Source organism: Paenibacillus sonchi (assembly GCF_016772475.1).
Classification (GTDB): domain Bacteria; phylum Bacillota; class Bacilli; order Paenibacillales; family Paenibacillaceae; genus Paenibacillus_AQ; species Paenibacillus_AQ sonchi.
Genome location: NZ_CP068595.1, coordinates 1,209,359 through 1,233,823, shown reverse-complemented (window position 1 = coordinate 1,233,823; position 24,465 = coordinate 1,209,359). Strand labels below are relative to the sequence as shown.

At 41.6% G+C, this 24,465-nt stretch carries 26 protein-coding genes; all 26 read left to right on the top strand.

Annotated features, from left to right (window positions below; translation table 11 throughout):
• Positions 1–18 precede the first annotated feature (18 nt).
• Positions 19–996 (top strand): GDP-mannose 4,6-dehydratase, encoded by a 978-nt coding sequence (gene gmd, locus JI735_RS05790; RefSeq protein WP_039833598.1) that lies wholly within the window; start codon positions 19–21, stop codon positions 994–996.
• On the top strand, positions 986–1,120 hold the full coding sequence (locus JI735_RS37710) for an NAD-dependent epimerase/dehydratase family protein (protein WP_411830056.1): 135 nt from the start codon (positions 986–988) through the stop codon (positions 1,118–1,120). Before gmd ends, JI735_RS37710 begins: the two co-directional genes overlap by 11 nt.
• Positions 1,114–1,917 (top strand): GDP-mannose 4,6-dehydratase, encoded by an 804-nt coding sequence (locus JI735_RS05780; protein ID WP_267919272.1) that lies wholly within the window; start codon positions 1,114–1,116, stop codon positions 1,915–1,917. The genes JI735_RS37710 and JI735_RS05780 overlap by 7 nt, the downstream gene beginning before the upstream one ends.
• A 69-nt stretch (positions 1,918–1,986) precedes the next feature.
• Positions 1,987–2,730: an ABC transporter permease gene (locus JI735_RS05775; protein ID WP_051051565.1), complete on the top strand. Its 744-nt coding sequence runs from the start codon at positions 1,987–1,989 to the stop codon at positions 2,728–2,730.
• Entirely contained in the window at positions 2,730–3,947 is a 1,218-nt protein-coding gene (locus JI735_RS05770) for an ABC transporter ATP-binding protein (protein ID WP_039833600.1), read from the top strand. The genes JI735_RS05775 and JI735_RS05770 overlap by 1 nt, the downstream gene beginning before the upstream one ends.
• Before the next feature lie 5 nt (positions 3,948–3,952).
• Entirely contained in the window at positions 3,953–4,165 is a 213-nt protein-coding gene (locus JI735_RS05765; protein WP_202677145.1) for a hypothetical protein, read from the top strand.
• Between the two features lie 106 nt (positions 4,166–4,271).
• The gene (locus JI735_RS05760; protein ID WP_202677144.1) at positions 4,272–5,405 is read left to right on the top strand and encodes a methyltransferase domain-containing protein; all 1,134 of its coding nucleotides are present in this window, start codon (positions 4,272–4,274) and stop codon (positions 5,403–5,405) included.
• On the top strand, positions 5,396–5,680 hold the full coding sequence (locus tag JI735_RS05755; protein ID WP_233476266.1) for a hypothetical protein: 285 nt from the start codon (positions 5,396–5,398) through the stop codon (positions 5,678–5,680). Before JI735_RS05760 ends, JI735_RS05755 begins: the two co-directional genes overlap by 10 nt.
• Positions 5,681–5,706: 26 nt before the next feature.
• Positions 5,707–6,552, top strand: a complete 846-nt coding sequence (locus tag JI735_RS05750; RefSeq protein ID WP_202677142.1) for a glycosyltransferase family 4 protein — start codon at positions 5,707–5,709, stop codon at positions 6,550–6,552.
• Positions 6,549–7,592: a glycosyltransferase family 4 protein gene (locus JI735_RS05745; RefSeq protein ID WP_039833602.1), complete on the top strand. Its 1,044-nt coding sequence runs from the start codon at positions 6,549–6,551 to the stop codon at positions 7,590–7,592. Before JI735_RS05750 ends, JI735_RS05745 begins: the two co-directional genes overlap by 4 nt.
• Complete coding sequence (locus tag JI735_RS05740) at positions 7,589–8,914, top strand: glycosyltransferase family 4 protein (RefSeq protein WP_039833604.1); 1,326 nt, start codon at positions 7,589–7,591, stop codon at positions 8,912–8,914. Before JI735_RS05745 ends, JI735_RS05740 begins: the two co-directional genes overlap by 4 nt.
• A 56-nt stretch (positions 8,915–8,970) precedes the next feature.
• Positions 8,971–9,864, top strand: coding sequence for a decaprenyl-phosphate phosphoribosyltransferase (locus tag JI735_RS05735; RefSeq protein WP_039833617.1), 894 nt, complete (start codon positions 8,971–8,973; stop codon positions 9,862–9,864).
• 15 nt (positions 9,865–9,879) lie between these two features.
• On the top strand, positions 9,880–11,715 hold the full coding sequence (locus tag JI735_RS05730) for a hypothetical protein (RefSeq protein ID WP_039833606.1): 1,836 nt from the start codon (positions 9,880–9,882) through the stop codon (positions 11,713–11,715).
• A 38-nt stretch (positions 11,716–11,753) separates the two neighbouring features.
• Positions 11,754–12,173, top strand: a complete 420-nt coding sequence (locus tag JI735_RS05725) for a divergent PAP2 family protein (protein WP_039833607.1) — start codon at positions 11,754–11,756, stop codon at positions 12,171–12,173.
• A 21-nt stretch (positions 12,174–12,194) separates the two neighbouring features.
• Positions 12,195–12,545: an EamA family transporter gene (locus JI735_RS05720; RefSeq protein ID WP_233476265.1), complete on the top strand. Its 351-nt coding sequence runs from the start codon at positions 12,195–12,197 to the stop codon at positions 12,543–12,545.
• Positions 12,538–12,864 (top strand): EamA family transporter, encoded by a 327-nt coding sequence (locus tag JI735_RS05715; protein ID WP_325175613.1) that lies wholly within the window; start codon positions 12,538–12,540, stop codon positions 12,862–12,864. Before JI735_RS05720 ends, JI735_RS05715 begins: the two co-directional genes overlap by 8 nt.
• Positions 12,865–12,905: 41 nt before the next feature.
• Positions 12,906–13,649 (top strand): sugar phosphate nucleotidyltransferase, encoded by a 744-nt coding sequence (locus JI735_RS05710; protein WP_039833608.1) that lies wholly within the window; start codon positions 12,906–12,908, stop codon positions 13,647–13,649.
• A gap of 20 nt (positions 13,650–13,669) precedes the next feature.
• Complete coding sequence (rfbC, locus tag JI735_RS05705; RefSeq protein WP_039833610.1) at positions 13,670–14,218, top strand: dTDP-4-dehydrorhamnose 3,5-epimerase; 549 nt, start codon at positions 13,670–13,672, stop codon at positions 14,216–14,218.
• A gap of 179 nt (positions 14,219–14,397) precedes the next feature.
• Positions 14,398–15,420, top strand: coding sequence for a dTDP-glucose 4,6-dehydratase (rfbB, locus tag JI735_RS05700; RefSeq protein WP_039833611.1), 1,023 nt, complete (start codon positions 14,398–14,400; stop codon positions 15,418–15,420).
• Positions 15,421–15,428: 8 nt separating this feature from the next.
• Positions 15,429–16,289 carry a dTDP-4-dehydrorhamnose reductase gene (gene rfbD / locus JI735_RS05695; RefSeq protein ID WP_039833621.1) on the top strand — a complete coding sequence of 287 codons (861 nt, stop codon included), beginning with the start codon at positions 15,429–15,431 and terminating at the stop codon, positions 16,287–16,289.
• Between the two features lie 280 nt (positions 16,290–16,569).
• A complete protein-coding gene (locus JI735_RS05690) occupies positions 16,570–17,649 on the top strand; it encodes a glycosyltransferase family 2 protein (RefSeq protein ID WP_202677140.1) in 1,080 nt (359 codons plus the stop codon).
• A gap of 228 nt (positions 17,650–17,877) precedes the next feature.
• On the top strand, positions 17,878–18,777 hold the full coding sequence (locus JI735_RS05685) for a glycosyltransferase family 2 protein (protein ID WP_051051570.1): 900 nt from the start codon (positions 17,878–17,880) through the stop codon (positions 18,775–18,777).
• The gene (locus JI735_RS05680) at positions 18,774–20,174 is read left to right on the top strand and encodes an undecaprenyl-phosphate glucose phosphotransferase (protein WP_039833654.1); all 1,401 of its coding nucleotides are present in this window, start codon (positions 18,774–18,776) and stop codon (positions 20,172–20,174) included. The genes JI735_RS05685 and JI735_RS05680 overlap by 4 nt, the downstream gene beginning before the upstream one ends.
• A gap of 118 nt (positions 20,175–20,292) precedes the next feature.
• Positions 20,293–21,159: a phosphatidylinositol-specific phospholipase C/glycerophosphodiester phosphodiesterase family protein gene (locus JI735_RS05675; protein ID WP_039833655.1), complete on the top strand. Its 867-nt coding sequence runs from the start codon at positions 20,293–20,295 to the stop codon at positions 21,157–21,159.
• Positions 21,160–21,349: 190 nt separating this feature from the next.
• Positions 21,350–22,057, top strand: coding sequence for a heptaprenylglyceryl phosphate synthase (gene pcrB, locus JI735_RS05670; protein ID WP_039833657.1), 708 nt, complete (start codon positions 21,350–21,352; stop codon positions 22,055–22,057).
• A 31-nt stretch (positions 22,058–22,088) separates the two neighbouring features.
• Positions 22,089–24,434, top strand: coding sequence for a DNA helicase PcrA (pcrA, locus tag JI735_RS05665; RefSeq protein WP_202677139.1), 2,346 nt, complete (start codon positions 22,089–22,091; stop codon positions 24,432–24,434).
• Positions 24,435–24,465: the final 31 nt, after the last annotated feature.

Genomic DNA, 24,465 nt, shown 5'->3' with positions numbered 1-24,465 from the left:
AAAAGGGGAACTAAGAAAATGACAAAACGTGCACTTATTACAGGAATTACAGGACAAGACGGTTCATACCTGGCAGAGCTTTTGCTTTCTAAGGGCTATAAAGTATTCGGTTTACGCCGCAGAACCAGTATGCCAATCATGGAAAACATTGAACATCTGAAAAATGATATAGAGTTTATTGATGGTGATCTTCTTGATTTGGGTTCTTTAATTAATGCTGTTCGTATCTCTGATCCGGATGAGGTATATAATCTGGCAGCTCAATCTTTTGTTGCTACATCATGGATTCAACCTGTTGCAACAGGACAAGCTACTGGTATCGGAGTAACCAATATGCTGGAAGCTGTTCGTTTGACCAAACCGGAGGCAAGATTCTACCAAGCTTCGAGCAGCGAAATGTTTGGCAAGGTAGTAGAAACTCCGCAAAAAGAAACTACGCCATTTTATCCCCGCAGTCCTTACGGAGTTGCAAAAGTATACGGTCATTGGATCACTGTGAATTACAGAGAAAGCTACAATATGTTTGCTTGCTCGGGTATCTTGTTTAATCACGAATCCCCACGCCGTGGTATTGAATTTGTAACCCGTAAAGTTACCGATGCAGTTGCCAGAATCAAACTTGGGCTTCAGAATGAATTGCGTATGGGCAACCTGGATGCTAAAAGAGACTGGGGGTTTGCCGGAGATTACGTAAAAGCAATGTGGCTGATGCTGCAACAGGATAAAGCAGATGATTACGTTATCTCTACTGGTGAAACTCATACCATCGAGGAACTGGTTGAGATTGCATTTAGCCATGTAGGACTTAACTGGAGAGACTATGTTGTAGTCGATCAAAAGTTCGTTAGACCGGCTGAAGTGGATCTGCTTCTGGGAGACTGCACTAAAGCTAAGGAAGAATTGGGTTGGGAGCTAGAAGTTGGCTTTGAGCAATTGGTGAAAATGATGGTGGATAGTGATCTGGAGAAACATAAAACCAGATTGAATGTCGAATGATATGAAGGTATTAGTCACTGGTTCAACTGGCTTTGTCGGTGAATATATGATGGATTTCTTAATCAATAATAATGTTGAAGTTCTGGGTTCTTCAAGAAATCCGGGGATAGTACTAATATTGTAACTATGGATATATTAAATACTAACGAAGTTGATAAGGTGATTAAAGATTATAAACCAACACATATAATTCATCTTGCTGGGCAGAGTAATGTGAAACTTGCATGGGAAAATCCACAAGTAACAATTTTGAATAATACAATTGGAACCCTTAATATTTTGAATGCAATTAAAAATTATTCACCATATACTACACTTCTTAGTATCGGTTCTTCAGAGGAATATGGCAGTTCCTCTGAAGTACTGGAGTATATTGACGAGAGTCATGTAACCCATCCTAAAAATCCTTATGGTGTTAGTAAACTATCAGCCTGTCAACTTGTACAACAATTTGTAGGAGCATATCAGATTCAGGCTATTCATGTTAGGCCGTTCAATCATATTGGACCAAAGCAATCAGAAGGATTTGTAACACAAGACTTCGCAAAACAAATAGTAGAAATTGAAAAAGGTAGGATTGATTCACCCATTAAAGTAGGAAATTTAAGTTCAGTTAGGGACTTTACTGATGTTAGTGATATTGTGAGTGCCTACTATAAGCTGCTACTGAACGGACGTATTGGTGAGATTTATAACGTGTGTTCTGGTATAGGAGTGTCAATTCAAGAGCTATTAAATGAATTTGTAGCATTGTCAGAATCTTTTATAGAAGTTAAAGTCGACCCATCCAAATTCAGACCAATTGAACATAAATTCATAGTTGGTTCTAATAAAAAGATAATAAATGATACCGGATGGAATCCTAAAATGGAATTAGGACAATCATTGCTCCAAATTTTAGACTACTATCGTAAATTGTAATTTGTTACATCAATAGGGGTGAGGGAAATTTTTAAGTCGCTTTGGAATTATAAAAATTTTATTTTGGGAATGGTTAAGAGGGATTTTAAATCCAGATATCTAAACTCTGTCTTGGGTTCAGTGTGGTCTGTTATACAACCACTTGCTATAATACTTGTATACACTTTGATATTCTCCCAAATAATGGGTGCGCGTCTGCCTGGAGAAAATAATACTTTAGCGTATAGTATCTATTTGTGCGCTGGTCTACTTCCTTGGAATTATTTCAATGAAACACTTCTACGGCTTCAAAGTGTTTTTTTAGATCAAGGGTCTTTGCTAAAGAAGGTTAGTTTTCCAAGAACTTCTCTACCTATTTTTATTGTCATTTCAGTGACTATAAACTTTGTGATAATCTCTACACTATACATTATATTTCTATTATTCATTGGCAGACTTCCTGGATGGGAAATATTTAACGTAGTTCCACTCTTATTTATACAACAATTATTTGCTTTGGGACTAGGCCTTATTGTAGGTACCTTGAATGTGTTCTTTAGAGATGTTGGTCATTTTTTAGGGATTGTATTACAATTTTGGTCTTGGTTGACTCCTATTGTGTATGCCAAATCAATTGTACCTGAAAGTATGCAAGGAATTTATAAATGGAACCCGATGGTCCCTATTACTGAAGGTTTTCATTCTATATTTTTATATAACAAGGCACCTAATTACTCCAGTCTTTTACCTGTTATTCTGATATCGATAGCCCTTTTATTGATCGCATATTACACATTTAAAAAACTGGACAAGGAAATGGTGGATGAATTGTGATGGAAATTATTAGTGTAGACAATCTCTTCAAAACATATAAAAGATATCCTAATAAATGGGCTAGAGTAAAAGAATGGATTACTGGAAAAGAGGCACATAAACCTTTAGAAGTGCTAAAAAATATTAATTTTAAAGTGAACAAAGGTGAATCAGTTGGTTTTATTGGCCATAATGGTGCTGGGAAAAGTACTCTGTTAAAGATTCTTACGGGTACAACCTACCCTACAAGTGGAAGTATAACAGTTAAAGGAAAGATTGCAGCCTTGCTAGAACTAGGCGTCGGATTTCACCCCGATTTCACTGGAACTCAAAATATATACATGCTAGGACAAATTATGGGGTTGAATAATTCGGAAATAGATAAATTGTTGCCAGACATTATTGATTTTGCTGAGATTGGCGATTATCTCGATGATCCTGTTAGGACCTATTCAAGTGGAATGGCTGTAAGGTTAGCATTCTCTACTGCTACGGCGGTTAGACCAGATATTCTTATTGTTGATGAAGCTCTATCAGTTGGAGACAGCTATTTCCAACACAAGTGCTTCAGTAGAATCAGAAAGTATAGGGAAGAGGGGACTTCCTTACTATTTGTATCACATGATCCTTCAGCTGTGAAAAATTTATGTGACAGAGCCATACTTTTAGATCAAGGAATGGCAATTAAGGATGGTCATCCAGATGAAATTCTTGACTACTATAATGCAATTATCGCAAAGCGAGAGGCTGAAAATGAAATTAATCAAAGTATCGGTCATAACAAAAAGTTAATAACTAGATCGGGGAATAAGGATATAAGTATCTCTGCAGTTAAAATACTATCAGCAGATAAACAAGTATCTGCTGTTCAGGTTGGAGATGAAATAACGTTAAGAGTTGAAATGATTTGTAACAAAGAGGTTAATAAACCAACAGTTGGTTTTAAAATTAGAGATCGTCTCGGAAACGATATATTTGGTACTAATACTTATTACTTGAATGAAGAGTCAATAAACTGTGATAAAAATGACAAGATTACAGTGGAGTTTTATCTTAAAGCGAATATTGGTCCAGGGACTTATAATATTACAGTAGCAGTACATGATCAGAGTGATCACTTAACAAAAAATTACGATTGGTATGATCATGCAGCAACGTTTCAGGTTATTTCAGGGAAAGAAAATTACTTTAACGGTGTTAGCTATCTTGAGACAACCGTGAACTTTTGTAAAGGATGATTAATATGTCTAAGAAAGATTTGACTTTTGAAGATGTTTTATCAAGAATTAATAACAATTTCAATATTGCTAAGAGCACTAGGGAGGTAAATAATGCATCAAATGATTATCATCAGTTACAGCTGCAATTAACTACTGAGATTGAACAAGTCAATCGAAGATGGGATGTTGACCCGGAATTCAAAATTACAAGTCACAGGGGAGTATCGGTAAGATAATTGTCTCAGGAAAAAAGTAATTCGAAAAATCCTGAGATGGTATATTAATCCCCTATTCACTAAACAAAAAAATTATAATGCTAGTGTAACTAGGGCACTAAATATCATGAAGGAAAATTCAAATCATACTAAGAATATATTGGATGAACTTTCAAGAGATAAAGCTTTATTAGCAGATAAATTTGATAACTTAAATGAACAAATTAAGCAGTTGATAAATGATAAAAAACAATTGACTATGGAAAATGCTACTTTAGTTCAGTCTATTAAAGAATTGACAGAACAACAAAATAGAAAAAATTTGGGTTTGACCCAAAATATTGAGGATTTTACAAAAAAACTCTCCCTTGCTTTCGATCATATAGGCGCTTTAAAAGAGCAGCTATCTATAGAACACAATTATCAACAAGAAGTTAAAAATGTTATAGATGAGAAATTTGAGAGTATTAATGAACTTATTAGTTTTGTTAAAAGAAAAGTGAAAAAAATTGATTCTGGTGCAAAAATCTTTAAAGAAAAAAATAAAGTAAATGAAAGTTCTATTGAAATTAATGCTCCCATAGATCAAGAAGTTAAGTACGAAATGGATTATGTGCTGTTCGAAAATAAATTTAGAGGGTCAAGAAACACGATTAAAGAACGTCAAAAGCAATATCTTCAATATATTCTTCCTACAGATAGAGTATTGGATATAGGATGTGGTAGGGGAGAGTTTATTGAACTTCTTACAGAAAGCGGAGTGACAGTAGAAGGTATAGACCTTAACGAGGATATGGTAGAATACTGTCAGGATAGAGGGTTTAATGTAAAATACGCTGATGCAATTGAGTATTTAATTAATGCATCTCCACAGTCCTATGATTGTATCTCAATGTGCCAAGTTATAGAACATTTAACGTTTGAACAATACACATATTTGTTGTCCCTCATATTGAATGCTCTAAAACCAGGAGGCCGAGTAATTATAGAGACCATAAATGCTCAAAGTGTGTATGCCATGAGTAACTGGTTCTATATAGATCCAACACACACAAAACCTGTGCATCCTGAAACGCTAGATTTTGTAATTAAGGAAACAGGTTTCAATAAAACAGAGAGAAAGAACGTTAGCCCAGTAGAACATATTAATGTTCCTCAGATTAATAATATAGAAAACTCGGAGGAAATTAATAGAGCAATTGGGGATTTGTACGGAATGCTTTATGGGTATCAAGACTACGCTATTATTGCTTGGAGATAGGAAAGATATTAATAGAAAATGGTGGTTTATTCTTAATGGAATTTATTATTTTACATCAAACTATTAGTGATGGCGATGCTATAGGACATGACATACAAGAAATGTATAAAATTATTAAATCTAAAGGAATTAATGTTTGGGTTTTTTGTGAAAACTTCCTATCGACCGAGGATATTTTTAATCTGGATTATGAGATATTAAAGAAAAAAATCAAGGAAAAGTCAACGGTGCTTATATATCATCATAGTATATACTGGAAGATGGGGAAGAAATAATCAATCAATCTAGTTGCAGACTGATTATGAAGTACCATAATATTACCCCACCTTATTTCTTTGAAAACTATAGTGAGAATTACACAAGGCTAACCACTTTGGGTAGAGAACAGACAAAAAGGTTAGTGAGGAATCCAAGATTTTCCTTTTTAAGTGATTCTGAATATAATAATAAAGAGCTAATTGATTTAGGGGTTGATACTGAGAAAACTTCAATATTAGCACCTTTTCACAAAATAGAAATTTTAGCTTCCTTGATAAAGGAGCAAGAAGAAATAGTTTCGTTATTGAAGAATAATGGATGTATAAATGTACTATTTGTTGGGAGAGTAGCACCTAATAAAGGACATTTGAATATTTGTCATGTAGTGGATTCATATAGAAAATTCTATGATGAAAATATTAAGTTTTGGATTATTGGTGGTTATGATCAAGAAGTAAATCTTTATAATCAAGAAATAGAAAATTTAATTCAAACAAATCAATTAGTAAATAATATTATTTTCACAAATAAAATATCCGCCGAAACATTAAAGTCTTTTTTTGTCGGTTGTGATATTTTTCTTTGTTTAAGTGAACACGAAGGATTTGGAGTTCCTCTTATAGAAGCTCAATTTTTCGAGAAGCCTATCGTTGCTCTAAATCGTGCTGCAGTAAAAGAAACAATAGGTAAGAATCAAATTGCCATAGACCAGTTTAATTCCGATTATCTTGCCTCAGTAATTCATACTATTGGAAATGACCAAGAGATCTACGATTACCTTGTATTACAGGGGAGTAATAATTTTAAATCGAGATTTTCTTTGAAAGTTTTGAAGAAGAGATTTGAAGAATATATTGATAATTATGTACGTATTGGAGAATATATATGAAAATTGCAATTGCTACTGTGCAAATCCCTTTCATTAAGGGAGGAGCTGAGTATTTAGCCTCTAATTTGTTGAAAGAATTAACAGAACGTGGATACGAAGCAGATATAATAACCATGCCATTTAAGTGGTATCCAGCTTCAAGTATTATGGATAGCATTCTATCTGCAAGAATGATAGATCTAACCGAGGTAAATGGTGTGAAAATTGACAAGCTTATTGCTTTGAAATTTCCAATGTACTATGTCCAACATGAACATAAAGTAACTTGGATGTTGCATCAGCATCGTCAAGCTTATGAATTGTGGGGAACTGAGTATGGGGATTTGGATAAGATGGAGGACGGACCTAGGGTAAGAGATATTATTGTGAAAAATGACTGCAAATTTCTTGCTGAAAGCAAAGGTTTGTATACAATTTCAAATACAGTTACCGATCGTTTGAAAAAGTATAATGGTTTAAATTCTATTCCATTGTATCATCCTCCTTCAAATCATAAAGAATTTTATTGTGATAATTTTGAAGATTATATATTTTATCCAGGAAGAATTACTGAAATAAAAAGGCAACATATTTTAATTGAATCTCTTAAATACTGTAGTGAAAACATTAAGGTTGTACTGGCTGGATCAATTGATGAAAGTTATAGGCCTAAAGTACAAAGTATTATAAAAGAAAATGGACTTGAGAATAGAGTTATTTTTGCAGGCTTTATAACAGAAGAAGAGAAGAGAAGATATTATTCTAACGCACTAGCGATCTATAACGGGCCTTACCAAGAAGATTATGGTTACGTTACGCTCGAGGCTTTTTTCGCATTAAAGCCAGTTCTCACTCACTATGACTCAGGTGGACCATTGGAATTTGTGAAAAACGAACATACTGGATACATTACAGACGACCATCCAGAAAAATTAGCAGAGAAAATTGATTTACTATATAACAATAAAAACAAAGCTAGAGAACTGGGTCTGAATGGGAATAGATTATTGGAAGATCTAAAAGTAGATTGGAATTATGTTATAGAAAGGTTAATAACATGAGAATAGCCTATTTCAGTCCTTTTAATCCTTTGAAGAGTGGGATCTCGGATTATTCTGAGTACTTGGTAGAAGCACTATCTGAGAAGGCAATTGTCGATATATGGGTCTCGGGTTTTGTACCGCTTGGTATTAAATCTAAACATGAAATATATGATTATGTAAATCATCCTGATTTTTTGGAAAATTTAACCAATTATGATGCTGTGATTTACAATATAGGTAATAATCCATATTATCATTCCCATATATATGATGTTTTTTTGAAATATAATGGATACGTAATCTTACACGATTTGGTTCTATATTATTTAATAACTGGGTATTTTTTAGAGATGTTGAACAGTCCGAAACTGCTGGTCGAAGAGGCGAATTATAACGGTGATACTAATGATGCTAAGCTTATGGAGTCTATATTAGGTGGGGAGTTGCCTCCTTTACAGTTTAAATCACCCGATAGATTACCGTTGAATAAGAGAGTGATAGAGCATGCTAAAGGTATTTTAGTTCATTCAGAATACGCCAAGAACGAGATTGTTAAAGTTTTTAGTCGAGCTAATTGTTGGGTTATTCCACAAATTGGACCTTCAGATAATGAAGAACTCTTAGCTAGCGAAGCAACTCATCTTAGGGGGAAATATGGAATTAGAGATAATGACTTAATTATTTCCTCATTTGGTTTTGTTGCTGAATCCAAAAGGATTCAACAAGTACTTCATGCACTTTCTCAAATCGATACTAAAAATATTAAATATTTGTTAGTCGGAGAAGGGGACTACGTTGATAAACTTATTAAAAAATACAAACTTGAGTCAGTTGTTATACAAACAGGATATACTTCGATTGAAGAATTTGATAATTTGATAAAGTTATCAGATATCGTTGTTAATTTAAGATATCCCTATATGGGAGAAACATCCGCGAGTATGATTCGTGCTTTACTGTTTGGAAAGCCGACAATAGTAACAGATATTGGTTGGTTTTCTGAATTACCAGATGACGCAATTATTAAGATTTGTTACAAGGATGAGGAGGCCGAAATACTAAAGCTAAAACAACATCTAAAGCTATTAATTGAAAATGGAGGAATTCGAAAAACCTATTCGTTGAAAGCCACACAATACGCAAAGGACTATTTAAACCGAAGTGAGATTACCAATAGTATTTTAAATGGGATTCTGCAAACTGAAGATATTGACGTTGATAGTCTATTTAAGCTCAATTACTGTGATAATGTGTCACAAAAACTTATTGAAATTGGACTAGTTAATACAGATCAATTACAAATAAAACGTGTTGCTATTAATCTGTTTGATATCCTTTAGAATAAAAGTCCAAATTAGATTAAATGTAATGAGAGGGGTTTATTTTGAAAGAATCAATGTTAAACACAAATGTAGTACAACGAAATAATATATTACTGATTTTTTTAGAACAAATGAGATGGAAACAATGGACTAAAAATTTCCTGGTGTTCGCAGCACTGATTTTTAGTATCAATAAAATTGATGGCTCAATTGTTATTAATTCCTTTCTAGGCTTTATATGTTTTTGTCTTGTGTCCAGTTGTGTTTATATACTTAATGATTATTTAGATCTTGAATCAGATAAACTACATCCACGAAAAAAATTCCGTCCAATGGCATCAGGTCAGTTAAATCCTCGACTAACTATAATTATTGCTTTTATAATTTTGGTTATTTGTGGAACATTGGCTTTCTACCTCGATTTTCTTTTTGGAATTGTTATTTTGGGATACTTTATCTTAAATGTAGCCTATTCTTTGAAATTAAAGCATATGGTTATTTTAGATGTAATGACAATAGCGACAGGTTTTGTTCTGAGAGCAATTGGTGGGGCCTTGGTAATAAAGGTTTATCTTACGCCTTGGTTTTTAATTTGTATAATGCTGCTCGCCTTATTTTTGGCTGTGAATAAGAGAAGGCATGAACTTTTGTTATTAGATAGTGATAGTTCACATCACCGAAAAGTACTCCAAAGTTATTCCTTGCCTTTAATTGATCAAATGAATAATATAGTTACCTCTGCCACAATAGTTAGTTATGCACTATTTACATTTACAGCAGGAAGAACTGTTCATCTAATGTGGACAATCCCTTTGGTTATATATGGTATATTTAGATATTTGTATCTTATATACGTGAAAAATGAAGGCGGGGCACCTGATAAACTTCTATTTACTGATAAACCCATATTAATAACTGTTGTGTTGTATGCCATTCTAACAATTGTTGTGTTAAGTGTATTTGAGTGAATAGGAGTAGATTAGATGAATCGCATTTTAGATAGAAGTAAAGGTAAATTAACTCTTGTTCTATTCTCTCTTTTTTCATTTGTGTTAATATTCATCGCTCTATCACATCCCCCTACAATAACAGGAGATGGTCGCGAGTATTTGGGGATGACAATATCCTTTAAAAATCATCTTTCTTTTGAACTAACACAAGCCGACATACACGAAAGAAATGTCATTGAACAGATGAATAATATTAAATTTCCGGATGGTAGCGAGTATATTGGATATTATGAAAGCTTAAAAGGTAAATTTTTTTCATACCATTTCTGGATGTATTCACTTGTTAATGTAATTCCATTTTATATTTTGTCAGTTTTGAAATTAAATGTCCTCAATAGTTTTCAAGTAACCAACACTATTTTATTCCTGTTACTAACTTTTAAAATAATAAAAAGTGGAATCTTTAAAACAAAAAGCGTAAAGTTTTTTGTTTTAACAATATCGTTGTTCAGTCCAATTGTTCTCTATTTAAACTGGTCCAATCCTGAAGTGTATAGTTACGTACTGACATTTCTTGGATTTATTTATTACAAAGAAAACAAGATTAAAACTTCAATGCTTAGTTTTTCACTTGCTGCTTTGCAGAATCCTGCGTTATCTATATTGGCGATTTACTTATTAGTAAAAGAATTTATTGTGAAACGGAAGACGATATTCCGAGATAAAAAAGAAATTAAAAGTTATCTCCTTTTAGGAATTATATCTAGCATTAATATTATTCCTTATATTTTTTACTACTGGTATTTTCATAAGTTTAATTTAATTACTTATGCAGGTTTTTCGTCCTTTGAGTTTTTTAGCATTGATAAAATTTGGAGTTTATTCTTTGATTTGAATTTCGGAATAATTGTATACTTCCCTGTAGTGCTTCTAATGTTTATATATTTATGTTTTAAAAAGGATGAAAATGCACTTCAAATAGCAATACTGTTGCTACTAATATCCATTATTAATTCTACGCAATTGAATTGGAATTCTGGCATGATGTATATTAATCGGTATTCAGTTTGGTACCTTCCCATCATATTATTCGCTTGTTATACGTTTATAAATTCATTAAATAAAAATATGTTACGCTCAATTGCGATAGTGTATTTATTGACTACGGGGCTTGTTACTAGTTATTGTTTGCGGGAATATGATTTTAGAAACTATATGGAATTTAGCCCGCTAGCAAAAATAGTTATTAGCAATATTCCAGAAATTTATAATCCCAATCCAGAAATATTTGTTGAGAGAGTTCAGGGTTTTGAAGGACTTGAACAGAGTAGTTTTCCTATGAAAGTGCTGAATTCTGAAGGTGAGGTAAGAAAAGAAATAGTAAGAGATGAATCATCCGGATTGATGGGATACATTAATGGAAAGACGAAATTGTCATTTGATAATGACTTATACTCTCTTCATGCCTTTAAGAAAAATCAGGATATTTTCCTTAATGATATTGAAGCAAGTTTTGGAGAGGGATGGAATGACTTAGAAAATGGGAGTTCTGATAAGAAATTTAGATGGATTGGTCCCAAGGCGAATTTATTATTAATTGGACAAGATTCTGAGCGTAAGTTTAGTTTTAAAATTCAAAGTTATAACAAGGCCCGAAACGTAACAATTATTCTTAACAAAAAGAAGCTATATAATGGTGATGTTCCAGAAGATCGAAAAATAGAAATCGCATTAATGGGTAACTTTAGTGCTGAAAATAATAATCTTGAAATCATCTCAAACAATGGTTCTGACAAACCAAGTCAATTAAATGGCTCACCTGATAATCGTGATCTTAGTTTTAGTATATCAGAGTTCAATTTGGAATAGGATATTAAAAAGATTCAATGGACAAATGGGGGGATTAAATGTTATTTCTAGTTCCATTTATAGGGTGGTTATGCTCTGGTATAATAAAATATTGCGTTAATACGATTAGACATGGAGCAAATGCAAAGCATATGGTTGGGAATGGGGGCTTTCCCAGTACACACACAACTGTAGCCGTTTCTACAACAGCTGCTATTGGATTTAGTAGTGGTGTGAATACAGAAATGTTCGCTCTGGGAGTAGCCTTTTCTTTTATTGTTATATTAGATGCTACTGGAATACGTAGGGCACTTGGCGATCATGCTAGAAATCTCAACGAAATTAATACTTCAACTGGATCTCAATTGAATAGGAAACACAGAGAATCTCAAGGACATACAAGGTTAGAAGTCTTAGGTGGGATTTTTGTTGGGATTGTGGTTGGATGGATTGCATCTGTATTACTAAATAATATTTAGCTAATCTCTATTTTTATTGGAGTGAGAAATATTAAACTATCAACATTTAAAACGAATAAAATTGGGATTTTACTGATGCTGGCCTCTGCTATTTTCACATCTGTTGGACAAGCAACTTGGAAAGTTTCTAATGGTGAAAATTTTCTTTATTTGTTTATTGGACTAATAAGTTACTTTATTGGTGCTGTCTTGATGATAATAGCATTTAAACATGGTAGCCTTTCAATACTGCATCCATTGCTAAGTACTGGCTATATTTTCTCAATATTTATAGGATTTTTCTGGTTAAATGAAATGATTGATTTTAAAACTATAGTTGGTATTCTTTTTGTTTCAGCAGGAGCAATAATAATAGGTGCGGAAAATGATTAACATACTTTTGGTGCTGTCGATGACATTAATCGGATCTTTTGGAGGATATTTTTTTAAATTGTCAACAACCCAATCTATAGGGCTGCATAAAACTTTTATAGTTAATCTATTAATTGGCGGTTTCTTATATTTGATTGGTGCATATTTAAATGTACTTTTGTTAAAAAGAGTGCCTTATACAATTGGTTATCCGTTGACTTCGATAACATATATCTGGACTATGATTCTATCTAAGTGGCTTCTTAAAGAAAATATAACATCCAAAAAAATTATTGGTGTCTGTTTAATAATCTTTGGAGCCTTAATACTCGCTAATTAGTTTGATTTAATTTCTGATTCTTTAGGATGGAGGTTTTTCGGGTGAAAGGCATAATCCTAGCCGGAGGCACAGGCTCCCGTCTGTATCCTCTGACCAAAGTAACCAATAAGCACCTGTTGCCCGTTGGCAAGTATCCGATGATTTTTCACGCTATCTATAAGCTCAAACAGGCTGGAATAGAAGATATTCTGGTTGTTACCGGGAAAGAGCACATGGGCGATGTGGTGAACTTGCTGGGAAGTGGAAGCACGATGAATGTTTCGTTTACGTATAAAGTTCAAGATGCAGCTGGTGGCATTGCCCAGGCCTTGGGACTGGCAGAACAGTTTGTGGGTTCTGATCAAAGCGTAGTGATCCTTGGCGATAATGTATTTGATGAGGACATCACACAATATGTGAAAAATTTTGAATCGCAGGTTGAGGGTGCTAAGATTTTGATCCAGAAAGTCTCTGACCCGCAGCGTTTTGGTGTGCCTGAACTGCAGGATGATAAGATTATTTCCATCGAGGAGAAACCTCAAAATCCTAAGAGCAGTTTTGCGGTAACCGGCATATATATGTTTGATAGCAGTGTCTTTGAAATCATTAAGACTCTCACTCCGTCTCATCGTGGCGAACTTGAAATAACAGATGTGAATAACGCGTATATTAAAAGGAGTCAATTGACGTATGATGTTCTAAACGGCTGGTGGACAGATGCTGGTACACATGCTTCGCTAGCTAGAGCTAACGAATTGGCTAAGGATATCATATTTAATGAAATGTTTGGGAAATTGAAACAGTAGAACAGGGGAGGAGCTCCAGAATGAATGTCACTCCTTTAAAACTCCAAGGCGCAAGCCTTCTCGAACCGGTGGTCCATGGCGACAACCGGGGTTTTTTTATGGAAAGCTACAATGAAGACATCATGCACAAGCTTGGTGTGAACTATCAGTTTATCCAAGACAATCAATCCCTGTCGGCAGAGGTTGGCGTACTGCGTGGTCTTCACTACCAATTGAATCCTAAAGCACAAACGAAGTTAATTCGTGTGTTGTCTGGAGTAATTTACGATGTGATTGTGGATATCCGCCGCAGCTCCCCTACATTTGGACAGTGGGTTGGTGTTATTCTCAGTGAACATAATAAACGCCAACTGCTTGTGCCAAAGGGTTTTGCCCATGGCTTCTGCACGCTTGTGCCGAACACCCAAGTGTTATACAAAGTGGACGAATATTATTCCCCTGAGAATGACCGCGGCATATTATGGAGTGATCCGGCGCTTGGCATTGATTGGCCGACGTCTGCTCCGGTGTTGTCGGATAAAGACCAGCGTCATCCGCTGTTGAAGGATGCTGAACTAAACTTTGGGTAATAGCAGTTACCAGAACGTATAGTTTTAATCAATGGAGATTACGCGGTATAACAAATGCAATTCGTATCTTTAAATGTGAAAATGTAATTGAGCATTTCATTTATTTGGTTGTCTCAAGACACTTGCTCATTTATTTTAATGCACAATTTCATTTCAATGAACAAAAGGTGGGTTAACACATGAAACTGCTCGTTACCGGCGGGGCCGGATTTATCGGCAGCAATTTTGTAATTTACATGCTGCAGCAACATCCGGAGTACAAAATCATCAATGTAGATGCACTTACTTACGCAGGCAATCTGGAAAATTTGAAGTCGATTGAGAATCATCCGAATTATACGTTTGCCAAGGCTGATATCACGGATGTACAGGCGATGGATGCGCTGTTCAGCCAGGGCGTTGATGTTGTGGTCAATTTTGCGGCGGAGTCGCATGTGGACCGGAGTATTTTGGAGCCCGATGTGTTTGTGAAGACGAATGTGCTGGGGACGCAAGTGCTTTTGGATGCGGCCAAAAAATATAACGTGACCAAGTTTGTTCAGGTCTCCACAGATGAGGTGTATGGAACGCTTGGCGCGACTGGCCTGTTTACGGAAGAAACGCCGCTTACTCCGAACAGTCCGTATTCCGCCAGCAAGGCGGGCGGGGATTTGCTGGTGCGTGCTTATCATGAGACCTTTGGTCTGCCGGTGAATATCACCCGCTGCTCCAATAACTACGGTCCCTACCAGTTCCCTGAGAAGCTGATTCCGCTGATGATCTCGCGGGCGTTGGCGGATCAGGCGCTGCCGGTGTATGGCGATGGAATGAACATCCGTGACTGGCTGTATGTTGAGGATCACTGCAGTGCGATTGATCTGGTTATTCATGAAGGTGTGAACGGCGAGGTGTACAACATTGGCGGGAACAACGAGCGCACGAATGTTCATATTGTAAAGACGGTGCTGCAGGAACTGGGCAAACCGGACTCGCTGATCACCTATGTTCAGGACCGTCCCGGGCATGACCGCCGCTATGGCATTGATCCAACCAAAATCACGAGAGAGCTGGGCTGGAAGCCTAAGCATACTTTTGAAACGGGGATTAAGGAAACGATCCAGTGGTATCTGGATAACCAGGAATGGTGGACCCGCATACAATCTGGTGAGTACCAGAAATATGCTGAGCTCCAGTACGGCAGCCGTCTGGGGGATTCGCTGTAATGCCAAAGATGAAGGTGCTTGTTACCGGCTCAGCCGGGCAGTTGGGTCAGGATTTGGTGCTTTTGCTTCAAGCGCAGGGTCATGAGGTTCTGGGCTGCGACCGCCAGGAGATGGATATTACCGATCTGGATCAATGTGTGGGAATCATTGGTGGATTCGCACCGGATGCTGTCATTCACTGTGCCGCTCATACTGCGGTAGATGTTGCTGAGACAGACATAGATGCGGCGTATCTGATCAATGCCACCGGCAGCCGGAATGTGGCGCTTGCTGCTGAGAAGGCGGGGGCGAAGCTGGTGTACATCAGTACAGATTATGTTTTTGACGGCATGGGCACTCAGCCATACCATGAATATGATAATACCGATCCGCAGAGCATCTACGGCAAATCGAAGCGGGCTGGAGAAGTCTTGGTACAGTCTTTATCCTCCAAGTTCTTCATCGTTCGTACTTCCTGGGTGTATGGCAAATATGGCAATAACTTTGTAAAAACCATGCTGAAGCTGGGGCAGGAGAAGCCGCTGCTGCAGGTGGTGGACGACCAAAAGGGCTCACCGACATACACTGTTGATTTGGCCAACTTTCTGCTTGAGCTGATACAGACCGAGAAGTATGGCGTCTACCATGCCTCGAACACGGAGTTCTGCACCTGGTATGAATTCACGCAAGCGATCTTTGCTGAAGCTGAAGACATTCTGGGGTTAAAGTTTACAGCCAAGCTGGAGCCATGTGCAACGGAGCAGTTTCCTCGTCCGGCGCCACGGCCCCGTTACTCGGTGTTGGAACACTTGTCCATCCGGACGAACGGATTTCAGGACCTCCGGCCATGGCGTGAAGGACTGAGGGATTTTTTGCTTGAGCTAAAATAATTTATATCACTAATTTCGGAGACTCCTGAACCGCGGCTTGCGGGTTGGGAGTCTTTTTGTGAAAATATACTTTTGCGTTACGGATTATTGCCGTTTCTTTGATGAAGGGGACGGCGTTTCATGAGCGGGCGACTAGGCTCCCTGTGGAGTGTCGGTGAGTGAATGGGTTCCTGTTACAAGTCCACATAGCCGCCCATTCTTGTTTTCGGTATAATGGAGTGTAGCTGTTCAGTCTTCGGACCGCCCAGTACCTCATAAAAACCAGAACTCGAGGTCACTTATGAACAACAAATTCAATAGCAACATCAGTAATAAAATCAACAACAAAACAGTAAGCGTACACATTGTTACTTATAACAGCGCAGATGACATTACGGATTGTCTGACCGCAGTGTGTGCCCAGGACTATCCCGTCCAGCAGATCGTTGTGGCAGACAATGCCTCGGCAGACGGCTGCGCGGGCAGGGTAAGAGCGTTCAGCGATACACTCGCCGCGCAAGCCCATTCAGCACAGCAACTGGAAGGCGGGGCGGAGGATGGCTTGAAGTCGAAGGTACATGTTCCTTCACTGATTCTTTTGGAAAACCCCATCAACACCGGCTTCGCCCCCGCTCACAATCAGGCTATTGCGGCTACGGATACAGATTATGTGCTGGTCCTTAACCCGGATCTGACGCTGGAACCTGATTATATCTCCCGCCTGATTGCGAGGATGGAAGCCAACCCCCGGATTGGCAGTGCCACAGGTAAGCTTTTGTTAAAAGCGGACCACTCCCTCGTAGACAGTACAGGACTGCGGATGAACCGGGCGCGGCGTGCCTTTGACCGTGGAGCCGGAGAGCCTGCTGCGCAGTGGCCGGAATCAGGAATTGTATTCGGGGTGTCAGGTGCAGCTGCGATGTATTCCCGCCGGATGATTGAGGATATCAGCGTGAATGGCGAGTTTTTTGATGCGGATTTTTTTGCATATAAGGAAGATGTGGATGTGGCCTGGCGGGCAGAGCTATTCGGCTGGCTGGCCTACTACGATGCAGAGGCGGTCGGCTACCATGAGCGGGGCTGGAAAACGTCGGGCCGCGACAGCAAGCCGATGTTCATCCGTAGAATTTCCTATATTAACCGTTATAAAATGATCTATAAAAACGAGCCTGCACGCACGTTGTTTTCGACTTTTCTCTCTTCTCTGCCCTACGAGGCCGCAGCGCACGGATATATGCTTTTAAAAGAACCCAAGTTAATTAAAGCCTGGGGCTCATTTTGGGCACAGAGACGGAATCTAAAGAAAAAACGGAAGTATATTCAGGCGAAGGTTAAGAGCCTCAGAACAGGTAGAACCAGCCAAGGTAACAAGGCAGTGTAAAGATAACTTTAGTAGTGAAGGTTGGCAGTTACGTAAACAGCAGTAACAATCAGGAAATAGTTTCTTAACAAATCACTCTGCAAAAACCTCCCAAACAGGCGACGCCTATCAAGGAGGTTTTTGTGTTATAATAATTGTCGGTAGATTACTATATTTGTCAGGAGCGTATTTGCAGTGAGTGTAGATGTCAGTATTATTGTGCTTAATTACAACACATGCCGCCTGACGATGGATTGTCTGAGGTCGGTGTATGATTCGGAAACTAATTTTGTCTATGAAATTATTCTGATAGATAATAACTCGCGGGATGACTCGGTTGAGCGGATCAGCCGGGAATTTCCCGGTGTGATGCTGATTGCGAACTCTGAGAATGTCGGGTATGCCCGTGCCAATAATCAGGGGATGGAGGTTGCTTCAGGCCGGTATGTGCTGCTGCTGAATTCGGATACGGTCGTGCGGAAGGACACGCTGCAGACGATGATCTCCTTTATGGACAGCCGGCCGGACATTGGAGCTTCGGGCTGTAAGGTGATTTTGCCGGATGGTTCGCTGGATAAGGCCTGCAAGCGGGGATTCCCTACGCCTTCTGCTTCTTTCTATTATGCTTTCGGTTTCAGCAAGCTGTTCCCGGACCGGCCGAGATTCAACGGCTATCAGTTAGGTTACCTTGATCCTGATCAGGATTATCCTGTAGATTGTCTGGTCGGAGCGTTTATGCTGCTGCGGCGGGAGACGATTGAGCAGGTGGGCGGATTGGATGAGGACTTTTTTATGTACGGTGAGGATTTGGACTGGTGCTTCCGGATTAAGGAGGCCGGCTGGGGAATCTATTATTATCCGCAGACGTCCATCATACATTTGAAGGGCGGCAGTGCGCGGCGCAGGCCGTTCAAGATCGTCTATGAGTTTCATCGGGCGATGATTTTATTTCACCGCAAGCATTATAGCAAGCGGTACAACAGTATGATAAATGGAGCGGTCTATACCGGAGTGGGCGTGAAGTTCGTGCTCTCACTGGTGCGCAATGCTCTCATCCGTCCCCGGACCGCACCGTCCCCGGCGCAGACGCTTACAGGTACCGCAGAAGCGGGTTCAAGAACGGAATCGAATGCTGAGGTGAGATTATGATTCGCCGTAACCAGAGGTTTTTAACACAGCTCTACATGGTTGCCGATTTTTTAGTGATACAACTATCCTTTCTGGCAGCTTGGTGGCTTAAATTCCGAAGCGGTCTACTGGAATCCTATAATACGCTGCCTATAGAGTCTTATGCTTATTGGAGCTTTGTCTACGGGGCGATCTCCGTATTAATTGGGATTGTACTGTCATTGTACCTGCCAAAGCGCAAGAAGCGTTTCGTCGATGAGTTCCTTAAGATTTTCCAGGTCCATATCATGGCTGTTTTTATGCTGCTTGGCTTAATGTTTTTCCTGAAGGAAATTGACGTATCCCGGCAATACCTTGCGATCTATATGGGTTTTAACGTCCTTTCTATTATGCTGTACCGCTATGTGCTGAAGAAAATGCTGAAATCGCTGCGCGAAAAAGGCCTTAACCGCCAGTTTGTCCTGATTCTAGGTGCCGGTACGTTGGGTAAAAGATTTTACAACAACCTGGTGCAGTACCCGGAGCTGGGATATGAAACCATTGGCTTTCTGGATGATTTTCATACATGGGATGACATTGAAGAACAGCGCTACAAGCCGATCCTGGGGACCGTGGATGAACTGCCGGGGATGCTGGAAATGCTGCCGGTGGACGAGGTGATCCTGGCCCTTCCGCTGGATGCCCATTCCAAGTATCCGGCGATTATCGCCGCCTGTGAGAAGGCCGGGGTGCGGACGCTGATTATTCCTGATTTCTTCGATTATTTGCCGGCCCGGCCTTACTTTGATAATTTTGCCGGCATGCCGATGATCAATGTCCGTGACATTCCGCTGGATATGACTGGCAACAAGCTGGCCAAGCGCGCTTTTGATATTCTTTTTTCACTGTTCGCCATTATCATTTTGTCGCCTGTGATGCTGCTTGTGGCGCTGGGTGTGCGTCTGACTTCCCCGGGTCCGGTCATTTTCAAGCAGGAGCGGGTGGGGCTGAACCGGCGCAATTTCATGATGTATAAGTTCCGCTCTATGAAGATGCAGCAGGAAGGGGTGGAAGATACGGGCTGGAGTACTCCGGTCGATCCTCGGCGGACCAAGTTCGGTACCTTTATCCGCAGGACCAGTCTGGATGAGCTGCCGCAATTTTTCAACGTGCTGTTTGGCCAGATGAGTGTAGTCGGCCCCCGCCCGGAACGTCCCTACTTTGTGGAGCAGTTCCGCGGTGAAATTCCGAAATATATGGTCAAGCATCATGTACGTCCGGGAATTACCGGCTGGGCACAGAGCAACGGGCTCCGTGGCGACACCTCTATTGAAGAGCGGATCAAGCATGATATTTTCTATATCGAGAACTGGTCGCTGCTGTTCGATATCCGGATTATTTTCAAAACCATCCGCAACGGATTCAAAAATGCTTACTGAACTTATAGTTGTTTCCTAATAATCTTAACTGCCGAAACGGTTGCCTTCCTTGAATCCGGGAATGACACAGCCGTTTCTTTTTGTTTCTACTCCAAGTGTTGGAAAGGAAACCGCATCTATGAAAAACACAAAAATTATTTCTACAGTCGTCATGATTTTCGCTTTGATCTCTCTGCTGGTGATCACACTGGATGGCCGGGATAAAGAGCCGGCAGCCGGCTTTCTGTCCCACCGGATCGTTGCCCACGCTATGGGAGGCGTCAATGGGCATGCGTATACGAATACTCTGGAAGCTTTTGTGGCTAATTATGAGCAGGGAACCCGTGTGTTTGAGGCCGATTTAATGCTTACGAGCGATGGTCAGCTGGTTGCCCGCCACGAGTGGTCCAAAAATATGAGCAGGCTGCTGGGACAGCAAACGGTGCTGCCTGCCGCCAAGCAAGGCACTGTGCTGGAATATGCCCAGTTTATGGACAGTCCTATCCTGGATATCTATTCTCCGCTGGATATTGACAAAATCCTTGATCTCATGCAGGCATATCCGGATGCCTATATCGTTACAGATACGAAAGAGATGAACCCGGAACGGGTAACACAGCAGTTTAGGCTGCTGACCGAGGCTGCGGAGCGCCGTGATCCGGCTTTGCTGGAACGGGTGGTTCCGCAGATTTACAATCAGGACATGCTGGGTGTAGTCAATAAAGTCCATGTTTTTCCAGAAGTGCTGTATACCCTCTACCAATCGCAGGACAGCGATGAGCAGGTAATCGATTTTGCAAAAGAGAGCGGTGTGGATATCACCATGCCGTCCGACCGGGCCACCAAGAGCTTTGTGCAAAAGCTGAAAAAGGCCGGAGTCCGCGTCTATGTGAATACGGTTAATGAGGAGAATGAAATCGTGGAGCTCTCGCGCCTTGGTGTGGACGGCTTCTATACAGACTTTGTTTCTGAAGATGATCTAAGCACGTTCAAGGGGCTTCGTTAAGATGCAAAAAAAGGCGAAAAAATGTTCGTGTTTTTCCGTTCTTTAAATTGACACCCCCTCTGTGCTGACATAGACTAGAGATACAGCTTTTGCGGCAGCGGAAGTGTTTTTGGCATGAAATATTAGCCTGGGCCAACAGGTGCTTGAACCTAAGTCGGTTGAATAATGAGGATGGACGAAGATGATAGAAATGCGGCAAAAGATACAGCCATGGAGGCATGTATTTAAGCTGGACCCGGACCGTGAGCTGGGGGACCGTGAGCTGGAGGCGGTCTGCCTGTCGGGGACGGATGCGATACTGGTCGGAGGCTCCACCGGAGTAACCTATGAAAATACGGTTGCTTTGTTAGCCAGATTGCGTCAGTATGAGCTGCCCTGTGCCCTGGAAATCTCGGATTTAGAGGCGGTAGTGCCGGGTTTTGATCTGTATATGATTCCAATGGTGCTGAACAGCCCGGATACCGACTGGATATTGGGCCATCACCGCCGGGCGATTGAACGCTACGGAAGTCTGATTCCGTGGGAGCAGCTGCTAACCGAAGGCTACATCGTACTGAACGGCGATTCTTCCGTAGCCCGCCTAACAGGAGCTGACAGCTCGCTGAGCGGGGAAGGGGCAGCGGCTTACGCACAAATTGCGGACAAGCTGATGAGTCTGCCGGTGGTTTATCTGGAGTATAGCGGTGTATTCGGCGACATGGATACGGTGCGCACAGTAAGAGAGACTGTGGAGCATAGCCAGCTTTTTTATGGCGGGGGGATTACAGGCGTGGCTGAAGCCGGGCAGGCTGCTGCGCTGTGTGATACTGTAGTGGTCGGCAATGTGATCTACCAGAATTTGCAGCAGGCGCTGCTTACCGTACAGGCGGTGAAGCAGACACCACAGATTGAATTTTAATTCGTGATATTTAGAAAGGAGCATGTCACACATGCAACTTGTTAACATACAGGATGCCGTAAGCCGGCTTAATCCTCCACAGCGTCAGGCTGTAGAAACCACTGAAGGCCCTTTGCTCATTATGGCCGGAGCGGGCAGCGGCAAGACACGCGTGCTTACCCACCGCATTGCCTGGCTGATTGCGAACCGCAAAGCGCCGCCGTGGGCGATTCTGGCAATTACCTTCACCAACAAGGCTGCCAGGGAAATGCAGGACCGTGTCTCCAGGCTGGTAGGGCCGGAGGGGCGGGATATTTGGGTATCCACCTTCCACTCGATGAGTGTGCGGATTCTGCGCAAGGATATCGAGCGGATTGGCTTCACCTCCAACTTCTCTATCCTGGATTCCACGGACCAGTTGTCTGTTATCCGTAACTGCATGAAGGATCTGAACATCGATACGAAGAAGTTCGAACCCAAGGCTGTCCAGGCCATGATTAGTGCCGCGAAGAATGAACTGATCACACCTGCGCAATATGAGCAGAAAATCGGCGATTATCTGGAGGGCCTCGTGGCCAAAGTGTATACGATGTACCAGAAGCGGCTGAAGAGCAACAACTCGCTGGACTTTGATGATCTGATTATGAAGACGATCGAATTGTTCAAGGAAGTCCCGGAGGTGCTGGATTTCTACCAGAAGAAATTCAAATACATCCATGTCGATGAGTATCAGGATACGAACAGGGCGCAGTATATGCTCTGCCGGATGCTGGCGGACAGCCATCACCGCATTTGCGTGGTCGGCGACAGCGACCAGTCGATCTACCGCTGGCGCGGGGCGGATATCACGAACATTCTGAATTTCGAAGAGGATTATCCCGAAGCGAAGACGATTCTGCTGGAGCAGAACTACCGCTCAACCTCCAATATTCTGAATGCGGCCAACGGCGTGATCGCGCTGAACACCGGACGCAAGCCGAAGAAGCTGTGGACGGATTCAGCGGAAGGGGCGAAGATCAAGGTATTCCGCGGCGACTCTGAGCATGACGAGGGTTATTTTGTAACTGGAGAAATCAGCAAAAATGTGAAGCAAGGGCAGTCATACCAGAACCATGCCATCCTGTACCGTACCAACGCCCAGTCGCGTGTAATAGAAGAAATCCTGATCAAATCGGATATTCCTTACCAGATTGTCGGCGGGATCAAGTTCTATGACCGCAAAGAAATTAAGGATCTGCTGGCGTATCTGCGTCTTTTGTCTAATCCCGATGACGATATCAGCCTGACGCGGATTATCAACGTGCCCAAGCGGGGGCTGGGGGATACGACGGTGGGCAAGCTGGCTGCAGCCGCTGCTTCACAGGGGGTGTCTATCTTCCGGGCGCTGCAGACGGTGGATGATCTGGGTTTTGCGGGACGGACGCGCAATACACTCGTAGAGTTCTACGATATGATCGAGGCACTGCACCGGATGGTGGAATTCCTGTCCGTGACGGAGCTGACGGAGAAGATTCTGGAGCTGTCCCAGTACCGGCTGGAGCTGCAGAATGAGAATACCCTCGAATCCCGCTCCCGTCTTGAAAATATTGACGAATTCCTGTCGGTAACGATGGAATTTGAGAAAAACAATGAGGACAAGTCGCTGGTGTCCTTCCTGACCGATCTGGCGCTGATCGCAGACATCGACAGCGTGAACGATGATGAGGAGCGCAGCGATGCGGTGGTGCTGATGACCATGCACAGCGCCAAGGGGCTGGAGTTCCCGACCGTCTTCATTATCGGGATGGAGGAGGGCGTCTTCCCGCACAGCCGGGCCTTCCAGGACAATGATGAATTGGAAGAAGAGCGGCGGCTGGCGTATGTAGGGATCACCCGTGCGGAGAAGCAGCTGTTCCTCAGCTGTGCACGGATGCGCACGCTGTTCGGGCGGACGACGGCGAATCCGCCGTCGCGCTTCCTGGAGGAGATTCCGGAGGAGCTGAAGGAAGATACCGGCGGAGCCCCGGACCGCTTCCGCCGCGGCGCGGAGGTAGGCGGTGCCTATGGCGGCCGCGGCTTCGGCGGCGGCAGCCGGGGGAACTTCGGCAGCCGCAGCAGCGCTGCCGGGAATGCGCCGGCAGGCGGCGGGAACGCCGGCTTCGGCGGCAGCACAGCGTCCGCGGCGGCCGGCGCGGGCCGCGTGACCGTGGCCACCGGAGGCGCGCAGCGCGCTCCGGGAGCGGCGGCGCCGGGCGACTTCAAGGCCGGCGACAAGGTCTCCCACGGCAAATGGGGCACCGGCACCATTGTGTCCGTGAAGGGCAGCGGCAACGATACGGAGCTGCAGATTGCTTTTCCGGCGCCGGTGGGTGTGAAGCGGCTGCTGGCGGGCTTTGCGCCCATTACCAAAGTCGAATAATTCGGCTGCGATTAACGAATGCGTTTTTAGA